Origin of the sequence: Amycolatopsis dongchuanensis (genome assembly GCF_039542405.1) — a bacterium.
GTDB classification, from domain to species: Bacteria; Actinomycetota; Actinomycetes; order Mycobacteriales; family Pseudonocardiaceae; genus Amycolatopsis_E; species Amycolatopsis_E sacchari.
This window is the reverse complement of record NZ_BAABIB010000063.1, coordinates 106613-124924: the sequence shown is the minus strand read 5'-3', so window position 1 is coordinate 124924 and position 18312 is coordinate 106613. Positions and strand designations below refer to the sequence as shown.

Here is an 18312-nt window from a genome sequence, read left to right as displayed (position 1 = left end):
CCCGTCCCCTCACCTCAGGCCCTCACCCACGTCACCAACGTCACGACCCGCAACACCTAGCCCGGGAAGTCGAACCGGTAGCCCTGCGCCGTGAACCACGGCAGCAGCTGGTTGAGCGCCTCGACGGTCTGCGCCCGCTTGCCCCCGCCGTCGTGCAGGAGGACGACCGCGCCCGGCTGCACCGCCCGCTGCACGGTCGCCACGATCTGTGCCGTCCCGGGCAACGTCCAGTCACGGGAGTCGACGCTCCAGGAAAGCGGTTTCATGCCCTGCCGCGCCGCGACGGTGGTCAGCAGCTCCGACCAGTTCCCGCCCGGCGCGCGGAAGTACGGCACGGGCACGTCGCGGTCGGCGGCGACCTGGAGGTCCGACCAGCACCCCGCGATCTCGGCGGTGATCCGCTGCTCACTGCGCCGCGGCAGCTGCTCGTCGTGGCTGATCGTGTGGTCGCACAGGCGCATCCCCCGGTCGACCACGGCGCGCACCAGCTCGGGGTGGCGCACGGCGTTCGTGCCGATCATGCAGAACGTCGCCACCGCACCCGCGCGGGTCAGGGCGTCGAGGATCTGCGGCGTGTAGACCGGGTCGGGACCGTCGTCGAACGTGAGGGCGACCGTGCGGCCCTGGCCGGCGGCGCTGCGCACGAGGCCCGCGGCGGGAGGCGGAGGCAGCTCCGTGGCAGGGGCGGGCGTGACCTGCGCGGCAGCGGCGGCGACGGGGGCAGGGGCGGCGGGTGCGCCCTCCGCGGAGGAGAACAGCGTCACGGCCGCCGTCGTGGCCAGGACGAGCGCGCTGAGCAGCACCGCCCACCGATAGCAGTACGGCGGGCGCAGCACCCGGTAACGCAAGCCGCCACCTCCAGCCGGTCACGGAACGCAAGACGTCTTGTCGACTCGGGCTGCACGATAGGGTGACGTGGGCGCAAACCGGCGGAACCGCGCCGGTCTTTCGTAGCGTCGTGTCGCGGTTTGCTCCGGATGGCCCACACGGTTCAGTGAGCGGCCAGTGCCCGTCCGATGTAGATCGCGCTCAGCGCGGCGAAGATGTAGGCCTGCACCACCTGGACCAGCGCCTCCAGGAACGTCGTGAGCACCGCGAAGGCGAACGCGACCACGGACACGGCCTTGCCGAGCCCGTTGCCGTGCAGCAGCAGGAACTCCCCGCCGAGGGTGAACGCGAGCAGCAGCAGGTGCCCGGCGAACATCGCGGCGAACACCCGGATGGCGAGCGTCAGCGGGTCCATGAAGAACCGCAGGAACGCCTCGATCGGCGTCAGCAGCGGGTACACGGCCTTCGGCACCCCGGCGGGGAACAGCTGGTTCTTCAGGTAGCCGCGCAGGCCGTGCCGCCGGATGCCGACGACCTGGCACAGCGGGAACACCACGAAGACCGCGAGCGCGACCGGAAAACCGATCCGGCCCATCGTCGGGAACTGCACGAGCGGGATCAGCCCGAAGATGTCGTTCACGAGCACGAAGGTGAACAACGCCAGGATCAGCGGTACGAACGGCCGGAAGTCGGCGCTGCCGATCTGGTCGCGCGCGATGCGCTCGCGGGCCAGGTCGTACACCCACTCGGCGGCGAACTGCAGCCGTCCGGGCACGAGCCGGGGCCTGCGGGTCGCCAGCAGGAAGAAACCGGCGATGATCACGACCGACAGCACCACCAGCACCATGGGCTTGGTGACGGGGCCGAAGAACGGCGGCAGGGCGAAGTCACCCGCGCCGGGTGCCTCGAACGTCCCGGCCCGGAGCGAAATCCTCATCGATCTCCCCAGCTCTCCCGCCGCCACCGATCCTACTGGCCGCCGGGAGCCCGGAGAAACCTCATTTCCGCGCGAGGCCCACCCAGTGCAGCTTCTCCCGTTCCCGCTTCGGCAGGCCGGCCACGACGAGGTCGTAGGAATCCTCGATGAGCTGGTGCACCAGCGGATCGGGCACCGAACCGTCGAGCACGACGGTGTTCCAGTGCCGCTTGTTGAGGTGGTACCCGCCGGTGATCGCGGGGTACTGCAGGCGCAGCTGGACTGCGAAATCCGGATCGCACTTCAGGCTCACCCGCAGGGGTTTCGCCCGCAACGGGCTCAGCGCGAACATCTTCCCCGCCACCTTGAACACGCTGTTGTGCTCGTCGAAGGGAAACTCCTCGCGCGCGCCGGGCAGGTCCAGGCACAGGCGCTTCAGCTCCGCAGGCTTCACCGCCCCACCCTAACCCGGTTTCCGCACCAGGCCGGTGAACCCGGCGACGAACAGCGTGACGAAAGCCCACGCCAGCGCCTGCAGCACCCACGACGCGGCGACGAGCACCCCGCCCGCGCCCGCCGGGTCCAGCTGGCAGCGCTGCTGCATTTCGGTCTTGACCAGCGGGGTGGCGGTGTTCAGCGCGAGCCCGACCTGCTCGACGAGCGTACACCGCCCTGACTGTCCGATGTGGACAGCCAAACCCGCTGGTCCCGCGATTCCGGCGACGAGCAGCACCGACAACGCCACCACCCCGGCCCACCACACCAGCGCGACCGCGGGCCGGTAGCCGTAACCGACGGTGAGCCCGGCGACGCGGTGCCACAGCCTGCCGCCGGGCGGGAGGTGACCGCGGCGCAGCAGGTCCCGTTGCCGCGCAAGGTGGATCCTGCGCACGTCCCGCTCGTTGCCCGCCGCGCGGTGCGCCTCGGCCAGCTGCAGGTACGGCTGGCTGGCGTAGTGCGAAGTCCGGTGCGCCAGCAGGTCCAGCCACTCGGCCAGCTCCGTCCGCCGCGGGACCCCGGTGTAGGTGAGGCCGTCGAGCTGCACGAGACCCGGGGTGAACGACGCGGGCAGCTGCACCGTGCCCGCGACGCGCACCTGCCCGAGGTTGAGCACCAGGTCACGCGGTTCCGCGGCGAACGCGTGCCCGTCCTCCCCCGCGAAGCGCCCGCCGATCTCGGCGCCCACCAGGCGCAGCGTGCCGTTCTCGTGCCTGCCTTCGGCGTGGAAACCCTGGTTGAGCATGAGGTTGCTGCGGGTGCACAGGTAGTCGCCGACGAGCGTCGGCCCTTCGGCGTTCACCAGCCACGCGCCACCGAGGTTCAGCTGACCGCCGATGCGGGCGCCGGAAAGCCGGATGGTGCCGAGCGGGCCGCCGCCCTCGGCGCGGAACCCGCGGTTGAGGAACACCCCCGCGCCCGTCACGAGGTTGTTACCGTGGAAGGCCGGGGCCTCCGGGTGGGTGCTGATCAGGTGGGCACCGGACACGTCGACCACCGACCCGACGCTCGCCCCGGCCAGGTTCAGCACGCCGTCGGCGGTTCCGGCGCGCAGCCGGGCACCCAGGAGCAGCAACGCCCGGTCGAAGCGGGCCTCCACCGCGACGACGTTGTGTCCCACCAGACCTGACAGGTCCACAGTGGACAGATGTGCGCCGGTGAGCAGGACCGGTTCACTCGTGCGGCAGTCGATCAGCTGCAGCGGCAGCCGGGTCTCGACCTCGCTGAGGTCCAGGCCGCCCCGCAGCTCCGCGTTCCGGAGCCGGATACCCCGCGGATCGGGCTCGCCGCCGGGCCACGCGAACCCACCGAGCAGCATCCGGCGGAGCACCGCACCGCGGACGGGCTCGCCTCCGGCGTCGTACCACTCCCCCTTCACGACCGCTTCGGCGAGCGCGGTTTCGGCGGCGGTGAGCGTGTCTTCCACGGCGGGCACAGTAGCGGGAGGTCCCCCGGGGCCGCTCCGGGAGTCGGTCGGAGTGGCCCCGGAGGCTTCCCTCAGTGGAACGGGGCGAGTTCCACGGTGAAGGAAGTCGGTGCGGTGTCCTGGATGTAGGAGGCGAACCCGGCGACGTCGTCGAAGGCGAAGCCGTACGCCTTCCCGTCCGCGCTGTTCTCGTGCAGCAGGCGGGCGTAGTGGTTCGTCACGGACTCGCGGTAGAACGCCGCCGGGTCCGTGCCGGGCTGCGACGCGCTGCTCAGCAGGGTCGACCGGTTGAACCCGGCCGCCAGCACCGCCGCCACGGGCCCGGTGACGCCGTCGTTCGGCGCCGCGAGCGCCCCGTCGCAGAACAGCACGTCACGCGTGCTGGGCCTGGAGAAGGGCGCCACGCCCCCGTCGAACCGGAACAGGCCGTCGGACACCCGGCCGGTGCGGGTCCCGCCGTTCACCGACACCGTCAACGGGGTCGAGGCGTACTTCTGCCACACCGCGTCGATGTAGGGGTCGAAGTAGTTCGCCGGGAACAACCCGGCCTCGATCCCGTGCCCCGGCGCGATCACGCGCAGGTCGTCCACGACGAGCGACGCGAACTCGGGCACCTGGGCCAGGCCGCGGAAGATCGCGTCCCGCCCGCCCGGCACGAGGTGACCGGTGGTCTGCGTGCTCGTGCCCGTCAGCGTGATCGCCAGCGGGACGGCGAACATGTCGACCATCGTGGTGTTGCAGAACATCCCCGCGCTGTTGTGGGTGAACTCGACGAAGTCGTGCAGCACGCGGTAGCTCGGGTCGCTTTCGACCCAGCCCGCCGGGTACTGCAGCGCCGCGTTCCCCGCGCCGTCGGTGACGACCTTGAACCTCAGCTTGTCGCCGAGGGAGAAGTACACGCGGCCGGACATGTCGGCGGGGATGCTCAGCCGGGTGTCGCCGTCGGCCGCGAGCGGGATCGACAGGTCCGCGAACCCGTCCGAACCGTTGTCGGACGGGGAAACCTGCTTCACGCTGCCGTCGGGCCGGACGAACACCTGCTTGCCGCTGGTGAGGTCCGTGCCGACGATGTAGCAGAAGATCTGGCTGTTGGCGAACCGGTAGGTGTGGTTGACGACGGTCATCGGCAGGGTCGCGCCGGCGGCCTGCGCGCCCCGGCCGGAGGTCTGCGCCGCGACCACGGCGGCGCCGATCGGGGCGCCGACGAGTGCGACGGCCATGCCCTGGAGGAACGAACGTCGGGTGGGCATTTTTCCGCTCCTCTCGCTCAGAAGGCCGCGAAGGCCCTGGTGAAGTCCAGCGGCTGCTGGGCGATGCTGCTGCAGGTGGCCTGCGCGAACCCGGCGGGGCCGCCGGGGCAGGGCTGGTCGCGGGTGGCCGACCACATGGCGAGCCACGCCAGCCCCTTGCCGCTCGCGAACTCCGCGAGCTGCTTCGCGTCGGCGACGGTGAACACCTCGGTCGCGACGTCGTTCACGCCGATCATCGGGGTGACGGCGACGTGGTGCCACGCGTCGGCGTCCGGCAGCCCGAGCACGGACTTGACCTGCGCCTGGGTGGCGGTGGCGGCGTCGATCGCGAACTGGCCCATGCGACCAGAGGGGTTCGGGGCGGCGCCGTCGCCGTAGTCCATGGCCATCACGTTGACCGCGTGCACGGTGACGCCGTTGGCCTTGGCGTTCTGCAGCAGGTTCACGCCATCCTGGGTGAGACCGCTGGGCAGCACGGGCAGGGTGAAGGACACGTCGAGCGTGCGGCCCGCGGCCGCGGCCTGCTGCTGCAGCTGGGCGATCGCCTGTGCGCGGCGGGTGTTGGCCGCGACGTCACCGAGCGCACCGCCCTCGATGTCGAAGTCCACCTTGGACAGTCCGTAGGTGCTGATCACCTTGCCGTAGGCGGAAGCCAGGGACGAGGCGTCGGTGCAGGCCTGCGCGAGCTCGATACCCGCGGCGCCACCGAAGGAGACGCGCACGTCACCGCCGAGCTCCCGCAGCCGCCCGATCTGCCCCGGCACGCCTTCGGTGTTCAGCTCGCTCACGCCGCCCCACTTCGGGGTGCAGCCGCCGCCGGAGAGCACGAACGCGAGCGTGAAGTCCTTGACGCCCGTGGCGTTCGCGGTCGAGATGAGGTCGTAGGGCGGGTACAGCGAGGTGTCGACGTAGGGCGCGAAGCGGCCGGACGCGTCGGTGGCCGGCTTGCTCGTGGTCGTGCTGGGCGTGGACCGCGTGGTGGTCGTCTTCGAGGTGGACGGTGCGGTCGTCGGCGCGCTGGAGGGGGCCGAGGTGGTCACAGGCGGCGAACTCGTCGTGGGGGTGCTGCCGGGGGTGGTGCAGTCGGCTCCGTTGATGCGGCACTCGGTGGGGTCGGCGCCCCCGCTCACGACGAAACCGACGTCGACGGAGCCGTCGGCGGGCAGCGTCGGCTGCCAGGCGGGCGGGGTGACCGTGACCTGCTGCCCGGACACCGTGTAGGACGCGTTCCACAGCGACGTGATCTTCGCGCCGGCGGGGAGGGTGAAGGTGAGCTTCCAGGCGCTGGGCCCGCCGCTGGGGTTGCTCACCTGGTACTGCGCCGAATAGCCGGTGCTCCAGTCGCCGGTCTTGACGTAGACCGCGCTCGGGCCCGCGGCGCTGGCCGTGCCGGGGATCGCGGCGAACGCGACTCCGCCCCCGATCGCGAGGGCCGCCGCGGCGCCGGAGAACAGCTGGCGCCGGCGGCGGTGCCGGCCTGGGTGGGACGACATCAGGGTGTTACCTCCTTGGGACGGGAACTGACGGCGGGGACGCTAGTGCGGGCGCGCGCTGTCAGGGCCGGTCCTCAGGGAGGGCGAAAGGTCTTTTAAGGCGGGGTTAAGGCAGGGGGTGCGCGGGCGTGTGGAGGCACTCGCCCGCCGGACCGCTGAGCCGAGCCGCAGGCGCCGTGCGCAGCCGGAGGCGGATGTCCGCTCCGCCGCGGGACGTGCGGCCGATCGTCAGCTCGCCGCCCGTCGATTCGGCCACTCGGCGGGCGATGTCCAGGCCCAGGCCCGTCGAACCGGCGCCGCCCGCGCCCTCGCCCCTGCGCAGCGCCGCCTCCGGGTCCGCGATGCCGGGACCCGAGTCGTAGACCCTGACGGTCACCGCGTAGTCCGTCCGGCGCACCTCCACCCCGAACGACACGCCCTCGTCGGTGTGCCGGAAAACGTTGCCCAGCACGGCATCCAGCGCCGCCGCGAGATCCGCCCTCGACACCGGCACCAGCGCGGGACGCCCCGTGCCGTCGACCCGCCAGCGGCGGCCCTGGTCCTCCGCGAGCGCCGACCAGAAGTCCGTCCGGTCGCGCACCACGTCGGCGGCGTCGCAGCCCAGGATCACCGTCTCGTCCTCGCCCCGGCCGCGGGCCGCGCGGATGAGGTGGTCCACCTCGTGCTCCAGCCGCGCCACCGCCTGCCGCGTCTGTTCCGCGGTTTCCGAATCGTCCAGCGCGGCGGTGTTGAGCCGCAACACGGTCAGGGGCGTGCGCAGCCGGTGGGACAGGTCCGCGGCCATTTCCCGTTCCGTCGCCAGCAACTGCCGCACGCGCTCGGCCATCGCGTTGAACGCCGCGGCCGCCTCCCGCAGCTCCGGCGGCGCGTCACGGTCCTCGTCGGGGGCTCGCGCCTGGAGGTTCCCCGCCCCGAGATCCCGCGCCGCCGCCGCGAGCCTGCGTGCCGCGCCGACGATCCGGGTGCCCAGCCGGTCCGCGACGAGCACCGAGATCACCACCAGCGCGGCCGCGACCCCGCTGAGCACGAGCCACGCCGTCGGCACCCCCGCCGACAACGCCGCCTCCGGGACGAACACCTCCACCAGCGCGATCCTGGCGTTGTCCACGGCGACCGGTTGCAGCAGCGCATACCCACCGGGCACCGGCACGGTGGCCGACCGCCCGCCCGCCGCCGTCACCGCGAGCTGCCCCGCGTCCGCGCGCGCCGTGCCGAGCGTGTCGAACGCGCCCTCGGCGGTCGGCACGTGCACCGCGACCAGCCCCGCCGTGCCCGCCTTCGTGCTCGCCAAGGCCCGTTGCAGCGCACCGTGATCCGTGGTGATCGCCAGCGCCGGGCCGAGTTCCGCGGCCTGCCGCTCGGCCGAGCTGAACGCGCGGTCGTGCGCCGTCTCCTGCACCATCAGGCCCAGCGGCACCAGGAACGCCAGCGCCACCATCGTGGTCACGGCGACCGCCACCTTGGCCAGCGCCCACCTCACGGCGCCTCGATCTTCACGCCGACCCCGCGCACGGTGTGCAGGTAGCGGGGTTTCGCCGCCGTCTCCCCCAGTTTCCGGCGCAGCCACGACAGGTGCACGTCGATGGTCTGGTCCCCGCCGTAGGCCTGCTGCCACACCGCGGCGAGCAGTTCCCGGCGCGGCACCACGACCCCCGGCCGCGCCGCCAGGAACGCCAGCAGGTCGAACTCACGCCGCGTCAGCTCCAGCGGCCTGCCGTCGAGCGTGGCCTCGCGGCGGTGCGGGTCGACGACGAGCCCGCCGACGCGCAGCAGTGCCGGAGCCGCGCCCGCCGCCCCGGACCGCCGCAGCACGGCCGCGATCCGCGCGGTGAGGTGCTCGGGGGAAAACGGTTTCACGAGGTAGTCGTCGGCGCCGCTGTTGAGCAGCCGCACGATCCCGCTCTCGTCGTCGCGTGCCGTCGCGACGACCACCGGGACGTCCGTGACGGCACGCAGCATCCGCAGCGCCTCCGCGCCGTCGAGGTCGGGCAGCCCCAGGTCGAGCACCACGAGATCGCAGCCGACCCGCGTCACCTCCTGCAGCGCGGGCAACGCGGCACCGACGCTGCGCACCGCGTGCCCGGCGGCCGACAGGTGCCGGACGAGCGCGGCCCGCACCGAGGCATCGTCTTCCACCACGAGAACTGTCGCCATAGCGCGCTACCGTACGCAACGTGAGAGGTCGTACGCTGCTCCGCGTCGCCGCCTGGGCGGCGGCCACCGCACTGGGCATGGCGATGTCGTGGTTCGGGGTGCACAGCGTGCTTTCCGCCGACGCCTCCGGTGACGCACCACAGGCGATCCCGGTCACCGCGCCCACGCCGTCGCCGACGCTCGCGCCGCCCACGAGCACCACTACTCGCTCCTCGTCACCACCACCGACGTCCTCCACCACACGCACGACGACGTCCACCCCACCCCCGGTCACCAGCAGCAGCGCCGCCGGTGACGTGCGCGCCTACCAGCTCACCGGCGGCCGCGTGGTGCTCGAACTCGGTGCCACGTCGGCGAAACTGGTGTCCGCCACCCCCGCGGAGGGGTGGCAGGTGCAGGCGTGGCAGGCCGACGGCTGGCTGCGGGTGGACTTCCGCCGCGACGGCACGACGTCCTCCTGCTTCGTCACGTGGAACGGCCATCCCCCGTCGGTCCAGACCACGTGACGAAGCAGGAAAGCGCTTTCAGCAGGCGCCGTTGTCGACCCAGACCCCGGCAGCGCCACCCGGGGTGTCACCGTAGGTCCACCAGCGGGCCGTCCACTTGTGTCCGTTGTAGGAAACGACGGCGCCGCCGTTGTACGCGGTGGTGGCACTCCACGCCGCGACCGCACAGCTGCCCGGCGTCGTCGAGGTCGGCGGCGGCGTCGTGGGCGGCGTGGTGGTCACCGGCGGGGTCGCCCCGGCGAACCGGGCGGTGAACTTCGTGAAGTCCCAGTCGTTCTGCGTCACGTTGCTGCACACGCCGTTGTCGGTGGTCGTGGTGCAGGCGCGGTCGCGGTTGACGGACCAGAACGTGAACCGCCCCAGGCCGTGGCTCGTGGCGTAGTCGAGCACCGTCTGGAAGTCGGCCTGGGTGAAGTACTCCGACACGTCTGTCTTGCCGTTCATGCCCGAGAAACCCTCGTGCGCGTAGGCGGTGGCGCTGTCCCACCCGAGGTGGCTCATCAGCAGCGAGTGGAACGCCTCCAGCGCCGAGGTCTGGCTCGCGGCGCCGTTGAACCCGCCGTCGAAGGGCATGATCGAAAAGTTGTTCGGCGTGAAGCCCAGGCTCTTCGACTTGTCCAGCAGCTGGGTCCCGAACCAGCCGGTGCCCGCGGCCGTGCCCGGCATGGTGACCGACACGAACAGGCCCGGGTTGTTGCGCTGCAGGATCTGCGCGGCGCCGAGCTCGTTGTTGATGGCCGCGTCGTTCTCGTACTCCGGCTCCTCCAGGTCGAAGTCGATCGCGCGCAGCCCGTACTTGTCGATCACCTGCTGGTACGCGGCGGCGGTAGCGGCCGGGGTCGAGCAGGTCTGCCCGAGCTTGGTGCCGCCGTATCCGCCGACGGAGACCGAGACGTCCCCGCCCGCGCCTCGGATCCGGCTGATCACGTTCGCGACCGTGGTGTCGGAGGAGACGGCGGACGTGCCGTCCCACGTGGGGCTGCAGCCCCCGCCGTTCGGGGCGAGGATGAAGGCGAGCTGGAACGCCTTCTGCCCCGTCGCGCTCATCACGGTCACCGGGTCGGGCGGGTTGTTGCTCTGCGGCATCAGGTAGGGCGCCGAGGCGTACCAGTTGCTGCTCAGCGCCGCGGCGCCGACGGCGGCCGAGGCACCGGCGTGCGCGGCGAGGGTGAAGGCGGTGCCGGCCGCGACCGTGGCCGCGGCGAGCGCGGCGGCGATCCTGTGTCTACGCATTTTTCCTCCTGGGGGACGGGGAACGCGCTTCTCGTAATGTGGACTAGACCAATCTCGTCCGTCAACACTTTGGACTGGACCAGGCCGTGGTGCCTACTTCCGTCGGGATCCCGGCAAAGCAGGCGAAAAGTTCAGGGACCCCCTCCGGGGACTTCCCGATGCGGGACGGGCGGCGGGGCGGGATCGTGGAGGCATGCCGAACACGAAGACCCTGACCCGATCCCGCCACGACCGCGTGATCGCCGGCGTGTGCGCCGGCCTCGCCGACTGGCTGGGCTGGCGCCCCCGCACGGTGCGGCTGCTGTTCGTCCTGTCGTGCCTGCTGCCCGGCCCGCAGTTCCTGATCTACCTGCTGCTGTGGATCATCCTGCCGAAGGCGCCCCGCTGAACCCCTGTTAGCCTCGCGACGTGGGTCGTTGCGCCTGGGCCGAGGGCTCCGAACTGATGATCGCCTACCACGACACCGAATGGGGCCGCCCGGCGCACGACGACGGGTACCTGTTCGAGCTGCTGCTGCTCGAGGGCGCGCAGGCGGGGCTGTCGTGGTCCACGGTGCTGAACAAGCGCGAGAACTACCGCCGCGCGCTGGACGGGTTCGACTACACCCGCATCGCCCGCTACGGGCAGGCGAAGCTCGACGAGCTGCGCGCCGACGCCGGCATCGTCCGCAACCGCCTGAAGATCGAGTCCACGGTCCGCAACGCCAAGGCGTTCCTCGCGGTGCGCGAGGAGTTCGGCACCTTCGACGCGTACCTGTGGCAGTGGGTCGACGGCGTGCCGGTGGTGCACCGGCGCCGCCCGGGCGAACCGCTGCCCGCGAGCACGGAACTGTCCGGCCGCCTCTCGAAGGACCTCAAGCGCCGCGGCTTCACGTTCGTCGGCACCACGATCGTCTACGCCTACCTGCAGGCGGTCGGCGTCGTCGACGACCACGTGGAAGGCTGCGTCGCGATCGCCTGAGCGTCACGACGCGCGGGTCCCGGCGGCCGCTCCTCCCGCGAGCACGAGCGCGAACACCACGTACGAGGCGAACAGGCCGCCGGTGCCGGGCGCCGAGCTGAGCGCGCCGCCCACCGCGCGGCCGAGCACCCCGCCGATGGCCTCCGCCGCGATGGCGGACGTGGCCAGTTCGGTGGGGGTGAGACCGGTCGTCCCGGCCGTGGTGGCCATGACGTACAGGGCGGGGTAGGCGATCCCGACCCCGACGCCCGCCACGGTCCAGGACACCAGCGCGGCGGGGAACGACGGGGCCACGAGCAGCATCGCGGCCACGACACCGACCCCGGCCGCCGCCACCGCCAGCCCCGCCACCGGAAAAGCCCCCTTGCCGTGCCGCCGCACCAGGCGCGGGACCAGCAGGCTCGTGACCGCCCACGCCAGCGGCGCCCCGCTGAGCACGATCGCGGCCTGCGCGAGCGGGGTGCCGTAGCCGTCCGTGAGCAGGACCGTGATGAGGCTGTCGGCGCCGAAGTAGCCGAAGGCGAACAACACCAGCGCGGCGACCGCCGCCGGAGTTCCCCGCCGCAACCGGCCGGACCCGGGTGGCAACAGCGCGCCGGCACCGGCGAACGCGACGGCCGCGCCCGCCAGCGTGACCGGCCAGCCACCCGCGCCGAACGCGATCACCGTGGCACCGGCCGGGACGAGCAGGGCGCGCCCGACCGGCCGGGGCGGCCCCTGCGGCCGGGCCGACCGCAACGCCGCCCTGCCGACGAACAGACGACCGAGCAGGACGACCGGCACCGGCGCGAGCAGCGTCCACCGCCAGCCCAGCCAGTGCTCGAGGGCGAGCGTCGCGGCGGGACCCACCAGCGCGGGCAGGATCCACATCGCCGAGGACGCCGCGACGACCCGCACCCGCAGGCGCTCGTCGAGGTGCTCGATCGCCGAGCTGATCCCGAACACGCCCAGGACCCCACCCGAGAACCCGGCGAGGAACTGTCCCAGCGCGAACAACTCCGCGCTCACGGCGGACGCGGCCACGCCCAGCCCGGCGAGGTAGCCGGCCAGCCCGGCGGTGAGCGTGAGCCGGGCGCCGAGCCGGTGCACGACCCGGCCCGCCAGCGGCAGCGCGACGAACAACCCGAGCGTCGTGCCCGCCGTCAGCAGGCCCAGCCGGTCGCGTGCGGACAGTCCGGCGGCGACGACCGGCAGCAGCGTCGACGCCACGAAACTCGTGACGGCGGCACCGAACTCCAGCGCGACGATGCCCACCGCCAGCGCGACCGCTCCCCTGGCGACCGGCTTCGACCCCATACCCGCTAGGGAATCACAACCTCCGTGTTCTCGCGGGCGAACGCCCAACCCCGCGCCGTCGCCCGCGGCGTCACGCCGTCGGTGATCCAGCGCTCCAGCAGCAACGCGACCTTCGCCCGCATCTCCGTGCGCAGGCGGCGGAACGAGTCCTCCGGGTCCGCGCCGACCTGGCCCAGCAGCAGCCACCACGCCCACGCCGCCGCGCCCGCGTTGGCCACGAAGTCCGGGATCACCGGGATGCCGCGCCCGGCGAGCATCGCCTCGGCCTCGGGGGTGGTGGCCGCGTTCGCCGCCTCGACGACCACCTTCGCTGCGACGTCCACGGTGTTGTCCGGCGTGATCGCGTACGAGATCGCCGCGGGCACGAGGATGTCCGCCTCGATCCCGACGACGGCGCCGCGCGGCAGCCGCCGCACGTCCTCCGGCACCCGGGACCGGTCGATCTCCCCGAAGGCGTCCCGCAACTCCAGCAGCGACGGCACGTCCAGCCCGTCCGGGTGGTACAGGGTGCCCGCGGCGTCGGCGACCGCGACCACGCGCATCCCCGCCTCGTGCAGGTACCAGGCCGCGCCGCCGCCCATCGTGCCGATACCCTGGATCGCCACCGTCGTCGTCTCCGGCGCCCAGCCCCACGCGCTCGCGGCCCCGAAACACGCCTGCGCCACGCCGTACCCGCCGATCACGTCGCCCAGCAGACCGCCGGGCACGGGCGTGCCCAGACCGGCCCGGACCCGGCGCAGCGTGCGTTCCGGATCGGCCGAGCGGCTGATCGCCGCGTGGTAGGACTGCTGCAGGCCGAGCCGGGCGAACACGTCGTCGATGAGGTGCTGCGGCACGCCCAGGTCCTCCGCGGTGACCCAGTGGTCGTCGAGCCAGGGCCGCATCGCGGCGCAGAACCGGGTCAGCACTTCCGTCGCACGCGGGTCCTTCGGGTCGAAGTCGATCCCGCCCTTCGCCCCGCCCACCGGCAGGTCGAACGCGGCCGTCTTCGCGGCCATGCCGCGGGCCAGGTCCTCGACCTCGCGCAGCGTGCAGCCCGCGCGCATCCGCGTGCCGCCCGTGGCGAGGCCGGAAACCAGGGTGTGCACCACGAGGTACCCGTGTGCGCCGGTGACCGGGTCCGTCCACGTCAGCCGCAGCAGCGGCTCGGCTTCCCCCGCGGCGTCCCTGCCCCGCACCGGGTCCTGCATCGTGGTCATCCGACCTCCCCACTCACCGACAGCAACATCAGCCAGGGTGCGGGCGGGGCCGGACCGGCGTCCAGTTAGGGATCGTGCACGGTTCCGTTCACGCTTCCTGCACAAGGGCACAGTGGCTTTTACGCTGGGACGCATGGAGCTTTCGCTGCACCGGTTACGGTTGCTCCGGGAGCTGCGCCGCCGCGGCACGGTCACCGCGGCCGCGGCCGCCCTGCACTACACGGCTTCGGCCGTCTCGCAGCAGCTCGCCCAGCTGGAGCGGGACGTGGGCGCCAAGCTCATCGAACGGCTCGGCAGGCGCGTGCAGCTGACGGAGCTGGGGATGCTGCTCACCGACCACGCCGAGGAGATCCTGAAGTCCGTCGAACGGGCGACGATGGCGCTCAGGGAAGCGCAGGAGGGTGTCACAGCGCGGCTGACGGCGGGTGTGTGGGCGTCGGTCGCGTCGGGGCTCCTGCCGTACGCGCTGTCCGCGCTGGCCGCGGAGCACCCCGGGATCGAAGTGCGGACGAGGGAACTGGCACCCGAGGACACGGCGGCCGCGGTGCGGGACGGGAGCCTGGACTTCTCGTTCGTCATCGAGTACTGCGACTACCCGATGCCGTGGGACCCGGCGCTGACGAAGGTCGTGATCGCGGTCGAGCGGATGCACGCGGCGGTGCCGGAGGGCTGGGTGCCCGCGGGCAGCGTGCGGATGATCGAGCTGGCCGAGCACCCGTGGGTACTGGCCGGCCCGCGCTCGCACTTCGGCCGGGCGGTGCGGCTCGCGTGCCAGCGGCACGGGTTCGAGCCCCGCATCGAGCACGAGGTCGGCGAGCAGGCGACGGCGCTGGCGATGGTGGGCGCGGGGCTGGGCGTGACGCTGGTGTCGGACCTGGGGTTGTCGCTGCGCCCGGCGGGGGTGGACATCGTCGCGCTGACCGAACCGGTGATGCGCACGGTGTCGATCGCCCACCGCACGTCCAGCGCGAACCGGCCCTCACTGCAGCTGGTGATCGAAGCGGTCCGCGCCGCCGCCGCGGAGCGGGGCCTCGGGGCAGCGGCCCCGTTGCCTTAGCTTCCGGCGAAAAAGGCGGTTTTTCCCACCAAAGCAACTGGCACCGCCGCGGGTTCTGAGGGGCTTCCTCGCGAGGACAGCGCCTCCGTGGTGGGAGGCACAGCCGCGGAGCGTCCGTGAGGGGTGGTGGTCGGGCTGGCGGGCGGGGGGTCATGAGGAGGCGATCCCGGAGCCGAGAACACCGCGGCGCGCAGCGCCTCCGCCGGGGGTGGTGGTCGGGCCGGCGGGCGGGCCTCAGGTTCCGCCACCCGCACCGCCAAGCAGGCTTTCCGACACAGTTATCCACCGAAAACAGGTCACGGAGTGTCGGGGGTAGGTGGTAGGAAGGCTGGGTGACTTCCGACGACCCCTTCGCCGACCTCGATGGCTACGTCGCGCTCCCCCGCGCCGCCGGGCTCGCCCTCTCGCCCGACGGGCGGCGCCTGGTGGTGGGCGTGTCCACGCTCGACGCCAAGAAGACCAGGTACGTCTCCGCACTGTGGGAGGTCGATCCCGCCGGCGAGCGCCCCGCCCGGCGGCTGACGCGCAGCAAGGAGGGCGAGTCCGGCGCGGTGTTCACCCCGGAGGGCGACCTGCTGTTCGTGTCGTCGCGCCCGCTGCCCGACGCCGAGGAGGAGGACACTCCGCCGTCGCTGTGGCGGCTGCCCGCGGGTGGCGGCGAGCCGGAGCGCATCGCCTCGCCGCCCGGTGGTGTGCAGGGCGTGGCCGTCGCCCGTGAGGCGGGCACGGTCCTGGCGGGTACGGCCATGCTGCCCTCGGCGGCGGACGCCGAGCAGGACCGGAAGCTGCGCGCGGAACGCAAGGAGGGCAAGGTTTCCGCGATCCTCCACGAGGAGTACCCGGTCCGGTACTGGGACCACGACCTCGGCCCGGCGCGGCCCCGGCTGCTGGCCGGGCAGCCCGGCGAGGAGCTGCGGGACATCACGGGGCACGTCGGCCGCGCGCTCGATTTCGAGGTCAGCTGGGACATCTCGCCCGACGGCCGCACGGTGGCCACGATCTGGCAGGTCGCCGAGCCCGGTGGGTCGCAGCGGGAAACGCTCGTGGCCATCGATGTGGCGAGCGGGGAGCGGCGGGTGCTGGCCGACGACCCCGAACTGGAGTACAGCACGCCCCGGTTCTCGCCGGACGGCTCGCAGCTCGCGGTGGTCGTGACCGAGCGGTCCCAGGCGACCAAGATCGGCGACAGCTGGCTGGCGTTGCTGCCCGTGGACGGCGGGCAGCCCCGGGCGCTGACGGCGTCGTGGGACCGCTGGCCGGGCGGGGCGCGGTGGCTGCCGGACGGCAGCGCGCTCGTCGTCGGCGCGGACGACCAGGGCAACGCACCGCTGTGGCGCGTGGACGCGACGTCCGGCGAGGTGACGCGGCTGACGGACCGCGGCGCGTTCACCGACGTGCAGATCTCCCCCGACGGGCAGTGGGTGTACGCGCTGCGGTCCTTTGTGGACAGTCCACCCGCGCCGTACCGGATCGCGCTCGACGGCGGTGTCGTCGAGCCGCTGCCGGGGCCGGTGCCCGAGGTGGCGCTGCCGGGGCACGTCGAGGAGGTCACGGCGACGGCGGCGGACGGGGCGCCGCTGCGGGCCTGGCTCGCGCTGCCGGAAGGGGCGTCGGCGGAGCAGCCCGCGCCGCTGCTGCTCTGGATCCACGGTGGTCCGATCGGGTCGTGGAACGCCTGGCAGTGGCGGTGGAACCCGTGGCTCGCGGTCGCGCGGGGCTACGCGGTCCTGTTGCCCGACCCGGCGATTTCCGTGGGGTACGGCCTCGACTTCGTCCAGCGCGGCTGGGGTGACTGGGGCGGCGCGCCGTACACGGACCTGATGACGATCACGGACGCGACCGTCGAGCGTGCCGACATCGACGAGTCCCGCACGGCCGCGATGGGTGGTTCGTACGGCGGGTACATGGCGAACTGGGTGGCCGGCCACACCGACCGGTTCAAGGCGATCGTGACGCACGCTTCGGTGTGGGCGATGGACCAGTTCGGCCCGACGACGGACGGCGCGTACTACATAGCGCGGGAGATGAGCCCGGAGTCGGCGGCTCGGAACTCGCCCCACGCGCTCGCGGACCGCATCAGCACGCCGATGCTCGTCATCCACGGGGACAAGGACTACCGCGTCCCGATCGGCGAGGGGCTGCGCCTGTGGTGGGACCTGGTGTCCCGCTCGACGGCACCCGACGGCTCCACCCCGCACAAGTTCCTGTACTTCCCGGACGAGAACCACTGGATCCTGACGCCGAACCACGTCAAGGTCTGGTACAGCACGGTGCTGGCCTTCCTGGCCCACCACGTCCTCGGCCAGGAGTGGGTGAGGCCCGAGATCCTCGGCTGAACCCGGCACCAGGCGCGGAGTGGACCGCCCTCGATGGAGGGTGGTCCACTCAGCGCCCCTGGCAGACGAGGGATGCCGCCGGAGACGACCCGCCGGGTGGGGCGACCGCGGCGGCGCCAGGCCCACCAGCTCATTGAGGATCGCCCGCAGCCCGTCCCGCGCCTCAAGCGACCCGGCCCAGCGCCTCCGCCGCACCCTGCGCCCGGCTCACTCCGCGCTCTGGACACCCTCGTTGTCCGAATGCGACAGTGGGCCGGGGCACCAGAGTGCGAACCGGAGGTGGCGGGATGGAACTCCGGCAGATCCAGTACTTCACGGTCATCGTGCGGGAGGGCAGCTTCAGCCGGGCCGCACGAAAGCTGCACATCGGGCAGCCCGCGCTGAGCAAGCAGATCAAGGCACTCGAACGCGAGCTCGGGGTGGACCTGCTCGTGCGGCTGCCCGAGGGCGTCCGGCCGACTCCCGCGGGCAGCCGTCTCGACGAGCTGGCCGCCACGCTCCTCGGCTACGTCGACGACATCGGCCCCGCTGTCCGGGAAGCGGCCGCGGCGCCCGCCGGGACGGTCCGGCTCGGCCTCTCCCCCTCCCTGGTGCCCGCGCTGGCCGGGCACCTGGAACAGCGGTTCGCCGCCGGGTTCCCGCACACCAAGCTGGAAATCGTCGAGGCGCTGCCCATGTTCCTCGCGGACTGGCTGGCGGAAGACCGGCTCGACCTCGGCGTCTTCACGCTGTCCTCGTACGCGACCCGGCAGTTGTCGCTCGTGGACGTCGGATCGGACGAGATGCTGCTCGCCGGCATCGGCGAACACGCGACCCCGGACGCGGTGCGGTCGCGACGGCTCGCGCTGACACCCGGATTCCGCGAACTCCTGGCCGGCAGGCCGGAGTTCGCGTCCCTCGCGCGGCAGGGCGGATCCGGGATCGACTCCCTCCACCTGGTGCGGGATCTCGTGCTGCGCGGCGAATACTGCTCGGTGCTGCCGTACACGTTCCTCCGCGCGGACCTCGAAAGCGGTGCCCTGTCTGCGGTGGGGTTTTCCCCTGTCCTGGAACGGGAACTCGTCGCCGCGACCCGGGCGGGACGGCGGCTCTCGCCCGCCGTCCGGTCCGTCGTGGAGCTGGTCCGGAGCCGGCTCGCCGAGTTCCGCCGCCCAGGCTGA

Annotated in this window: 17 protein-coding genes; 6 read left to right on the top strand and 11 right to left on the bottom strand. The window is 72.6% G+C overall.

From position 1 onward, the window contains the following. Positions 1 to 56: 56 nt before the first annotated feature. The 8 genes from ABFX51_RS15375 to ABFX51_RS15340 form a co-directional block, all read right to left on the bottom strand. Positions 57 to 848 (bottom strand): polysaccharide deacetylase family protein, encoded by a 792-nt coding sequence (locus ABFX51_RS15375; protein WP_346054091.1) that lies wholly within the window; start codon positions 846 to 848, stop codon positions 57 to 59. A gap of 143 nt (positions 849 to 991) precedes the next feature. Beyond that, positions 992 to 1765 carry a F0F1 ATP synthase subunit A gene (atpB, locus tag ABFX51_RS15370; protein ID WP_091505268.1) on the bottom strand — a complete coding sequence of 258 codons (774 nt, stop codon included), beginning with the start codon at positions 1763 to 1765 and terminating at the stop codon, positions 992 to 994. A gap of 61 nt (positions 1766 to 1826) precedes the next feature. Further along, on the bottom strand, positions 1827 to 2198 hold the full coding sequence (locus tag ABFX51_RS15365) for an MmcQ/YjbR family DNA-binding protein (protein ID WP_346054090.1): 372 nt from the start codon (positions 2196 to 2198) through the stop codon (positions 1827 to 1829). 9 nt (positions 2199 to 2207) lie between these two features. Beyond that, on the bottom strand, positions 2208 to 3668 hold the full coding sequence (locus ABFX51_RS15360; protein ID WP_346054089.1) for a hypothetical protein: 1461 nt from the start codon (positions 3666 to 3668) through the stop codon (positions 2208 to 2210). Positions 3669 to 3739: 71 nt separating this feature from the next. After that, positions 3740 to 4918, bottom strand: a complete 1179-nt coding sequence (locus ABFX51_RS15355; protein WP_346054088.1) for a glycoside hydrolase family 64 protein — start codon at positions 4916 to 4918, stop codon at positions 3740 to 3742. 17 nt (positions 4919 to 4935) lie between these two features. After that, positions 4936 to 6411 (bottom strand): glycoside hydrolase family 18 protein, encoded by a 1476-nt coding sequence (locus ABFX51_RS15350; RefSeq protein WP_091505272.1) that lies wholly within the window; start codon positions 6409 to 6411, stop codon positions 4936 to 4938. Between the two features lie 106 nt (positions 6412 to 6517). Beyond that, a complete protein-coding gene (locus ABFX51_RS15345) occupies positions 6518 to 7891 on the bottom strand; it encodes a sensor histidine kinase (protein ID WP_346054087.1) in 1374 nt (457 codons plus the stop codon). After that, positions 7888 to 8565 carry a response regulator transcription factor gene (locus ABFX51_RS15340; protein ID WP_091505274.1) on the bottom strand — a complete coding sequence of 226 codons (678 nt, stop codon included), beginning with the start codon at positions 8563 to 8565 and terminating at the stop codon, positions 7888 to 7890. Before ABFX51_RS15340 ends, ABFX51_RS15345 begins: the two co-directional genes overlap by 4 nt. Positions 8566 to 8585: 20 nt before the next feature. Between ABFX51_RS15340 and ABFX51_RS15335 the strand changes: the two genes are divergently transcribed. Further along, positions 8586 to 9071, top strand: coding sequence for a hypothetical protein (locus tag ABFX51_RS15335; protein ID WP_346054086.1), 486 nt, complete (start codon positions 8586 to 8588; stop codon positions 9069 to 9071). An 18-nt stretch (positions 9072 to 9089) separates the two neighbouring features. On the opposite strand, the gene ABFX51_RS15330 is transcribed toward ABFX51_RS15335, so the two are convergent. Continuing rightward, positions 9090 to 10304 (bottom strand): chitinase, encoded by a 1215-nt coding sequence (locus tag ABFX51_RS15330; RefSeq protein WP_346054085.1) that lies wholly within the window; start codon positions 10302 to 10304, stop codon positions 9090 to 9092. 193 nt (positions 10305 to 10497) lie between these two features. On the opposite strand from ABFX51_RS15330, the gene ABFX51_RS15325 reads away from it, so the two are divergent. After that, positions 10498 to 10692, top strand: a complete 195-nt coding sequence (locus ABFX51_RS15325) for a PspC domain-containing protein (protein WP_091505276.1) — start codon at positions 10498 to 10500, stop codon at positions 10690 to 10692. A 20-nt stretch (positions 10693 to 10712) separates the two neighbouring features. Then, the gene (locus ABFX51_RS15320) at positions 10713 to 11264 is read left to right on the top strand and encodes a DNA-3-methyladenine glycosylase I (protein WP_346054084.1); all 552 of its coding nucleotides are present in this window, start codon (positions 10713 to 10715) and stop codon (positions 11262 to 11264) included. Between the two features lie 3 nt (positions 11265 to 11267). Here the strand turns inward: ABFX51_RS15320 and ABFX51_RS15315 are convergent, their stop codons facing one another. After that, on the bottom strand, positions 11268 to 12560 hold the full coding sequence (locus ABFX51_RS15315) for an MFS transporter (protein WP_346054083.1): 1293 nt from the start codon (positions 12558 to 12560) through the stop codon (positions 11268 to 11270). A 5-nt stretch (positions 12561 to 12565) separates the two neighbouring features. Further along, a complete protein-coding gene (locus tag ABFX51_RS15310) occupies positions 12566 to 13759 on the bottom strand; it encodes a Glu/Leu/Phe/Val dehydrogenase dimerization domain-containing protein (RefSeq protein WP_346054082.1) in 1194 nt (397 codons plus the stop codon). A gap of 133 nt (positions 13760 to 13892) precedes the next feature. Between ABFX51_RS15310 and ABFX51_RS15305 the strand changes: the two genes are divergently transcribed. The 3 genes from ABFX51_RS15305 (at position 13893) to ABFX51_RS15295 (ending at position 18312) form a co-directional block, all read left to right on the top strand. Next, positions 13893 to 14816: a LysR family transcriptional regulator gene (locus ABFX51_RS15305; RefSeq protein WP_346054081.1), complete on the top strand. Its 924-nt coding sequence runs from the start codon at positions 13893 to 13895 to the stop codon at positions 14814 to 14816. Positions 14817 to 15148: 332 nt separating this feature from the next. Continuing rightward, the gene (locus ABFX51_RS15300; protein ID WP_346054080.1) at positions 15149 to 17152 is read left to right on the top strand and encodes a S9 family peptidase; all 2004 of its coding nucleotides are present in this window, start codon (positions 15149 to 15151) and stop codon (positions 17150 to 17152) included. A 287-nt stretch (positions 17153 to 17439) separates the two neighbouring features. Further along, positions 17440 to 18312: a LysR family transcriptional regulator gene (locus ABFX51_RS15295; protein ID WP_346054079.1), complete on the top strand. Its 873-nt coding sequence runs from the start codon at positions 17440 to 17442 to the stop codon at positions 18310 to 18312.

Excerpts from the sequence above, each read along its gene's own strand:
- ABFX51_RS15315 (WP_346054083.1), bottom strand. The coding sequence starts at position 12,560 with ATGGGGTCGAAGCCGGTCGCCAGGGGAGCGGTCGCGCTGGCGGTGGGC.
- ABFX51_RS15305 (WP_346054081.1), top strand. The coding sequence starts at position 13,893 with ATGGAGCTTTCGCTGCACCGGTTACGGTTGCTCCGGGAGCTGCGCCGC.
- ABFX51_RS15340 (WP_091505274.1), bottom strand. The coding sequence starts at position 8,565 with ATGGCGACAGTTCTCGTGGTGGAAGACGATGCCTCGGTGCGGGCCGCG.
- atpB (WP_091505268.1), bottom strand. The coding sequence starts at position 1,765 with ATGAGGATTTCGCTCCGGGCCGGGACGTTCGAGGCACCCGGCGCGGGT.
- ABFX51_RS15355 (WP_346054088.1), bottom strand. The coding sequence starts at position 4,918 with ATGCCCACCCGACGTTCGTTCCTCCAGGGCATGGCCGTCGCACTCGTC.
- ABFX51_RS15330 (WP_346054085.1), bottom strand. The coding sequence starts at position 10,304 with ATGCGTAGACACAGGATCGCCGCCGCGCTCGCCGCGGCCACGGTCGCG.
- ABFX51_RS15310 (WP_346054082.1), bottom strand. The coding sequence starts at position 13,759 with ATGACCACGATGCAGGACCCGGTGCGGGGCAGGGACGCCGCGGGGGAA.
- ABFX51_RS15295 (WP_346054079.1), top strand. The coding sequence starts at position 17,440 with ATGGAACTCCGGCAGATCCAGTACTTCACGGTCATCGTGCGGGAGGGC.
- ABFX51_RS15350 (WP_091505272.1), bottom strand. The coding sequence starts at position 6,411 with ATGTCGTCCCACCCAGGCCGGCACCGCCGCCGGCGCCAGCTGTTCTCC.
- ABFX51_RS15325 (WP_091505276.1), top strand. The coding sequence starts at position 10,498 with ATGCCGAACACGAAGACCCTGACCCGATCCCGCCACGACCGCGTGATC.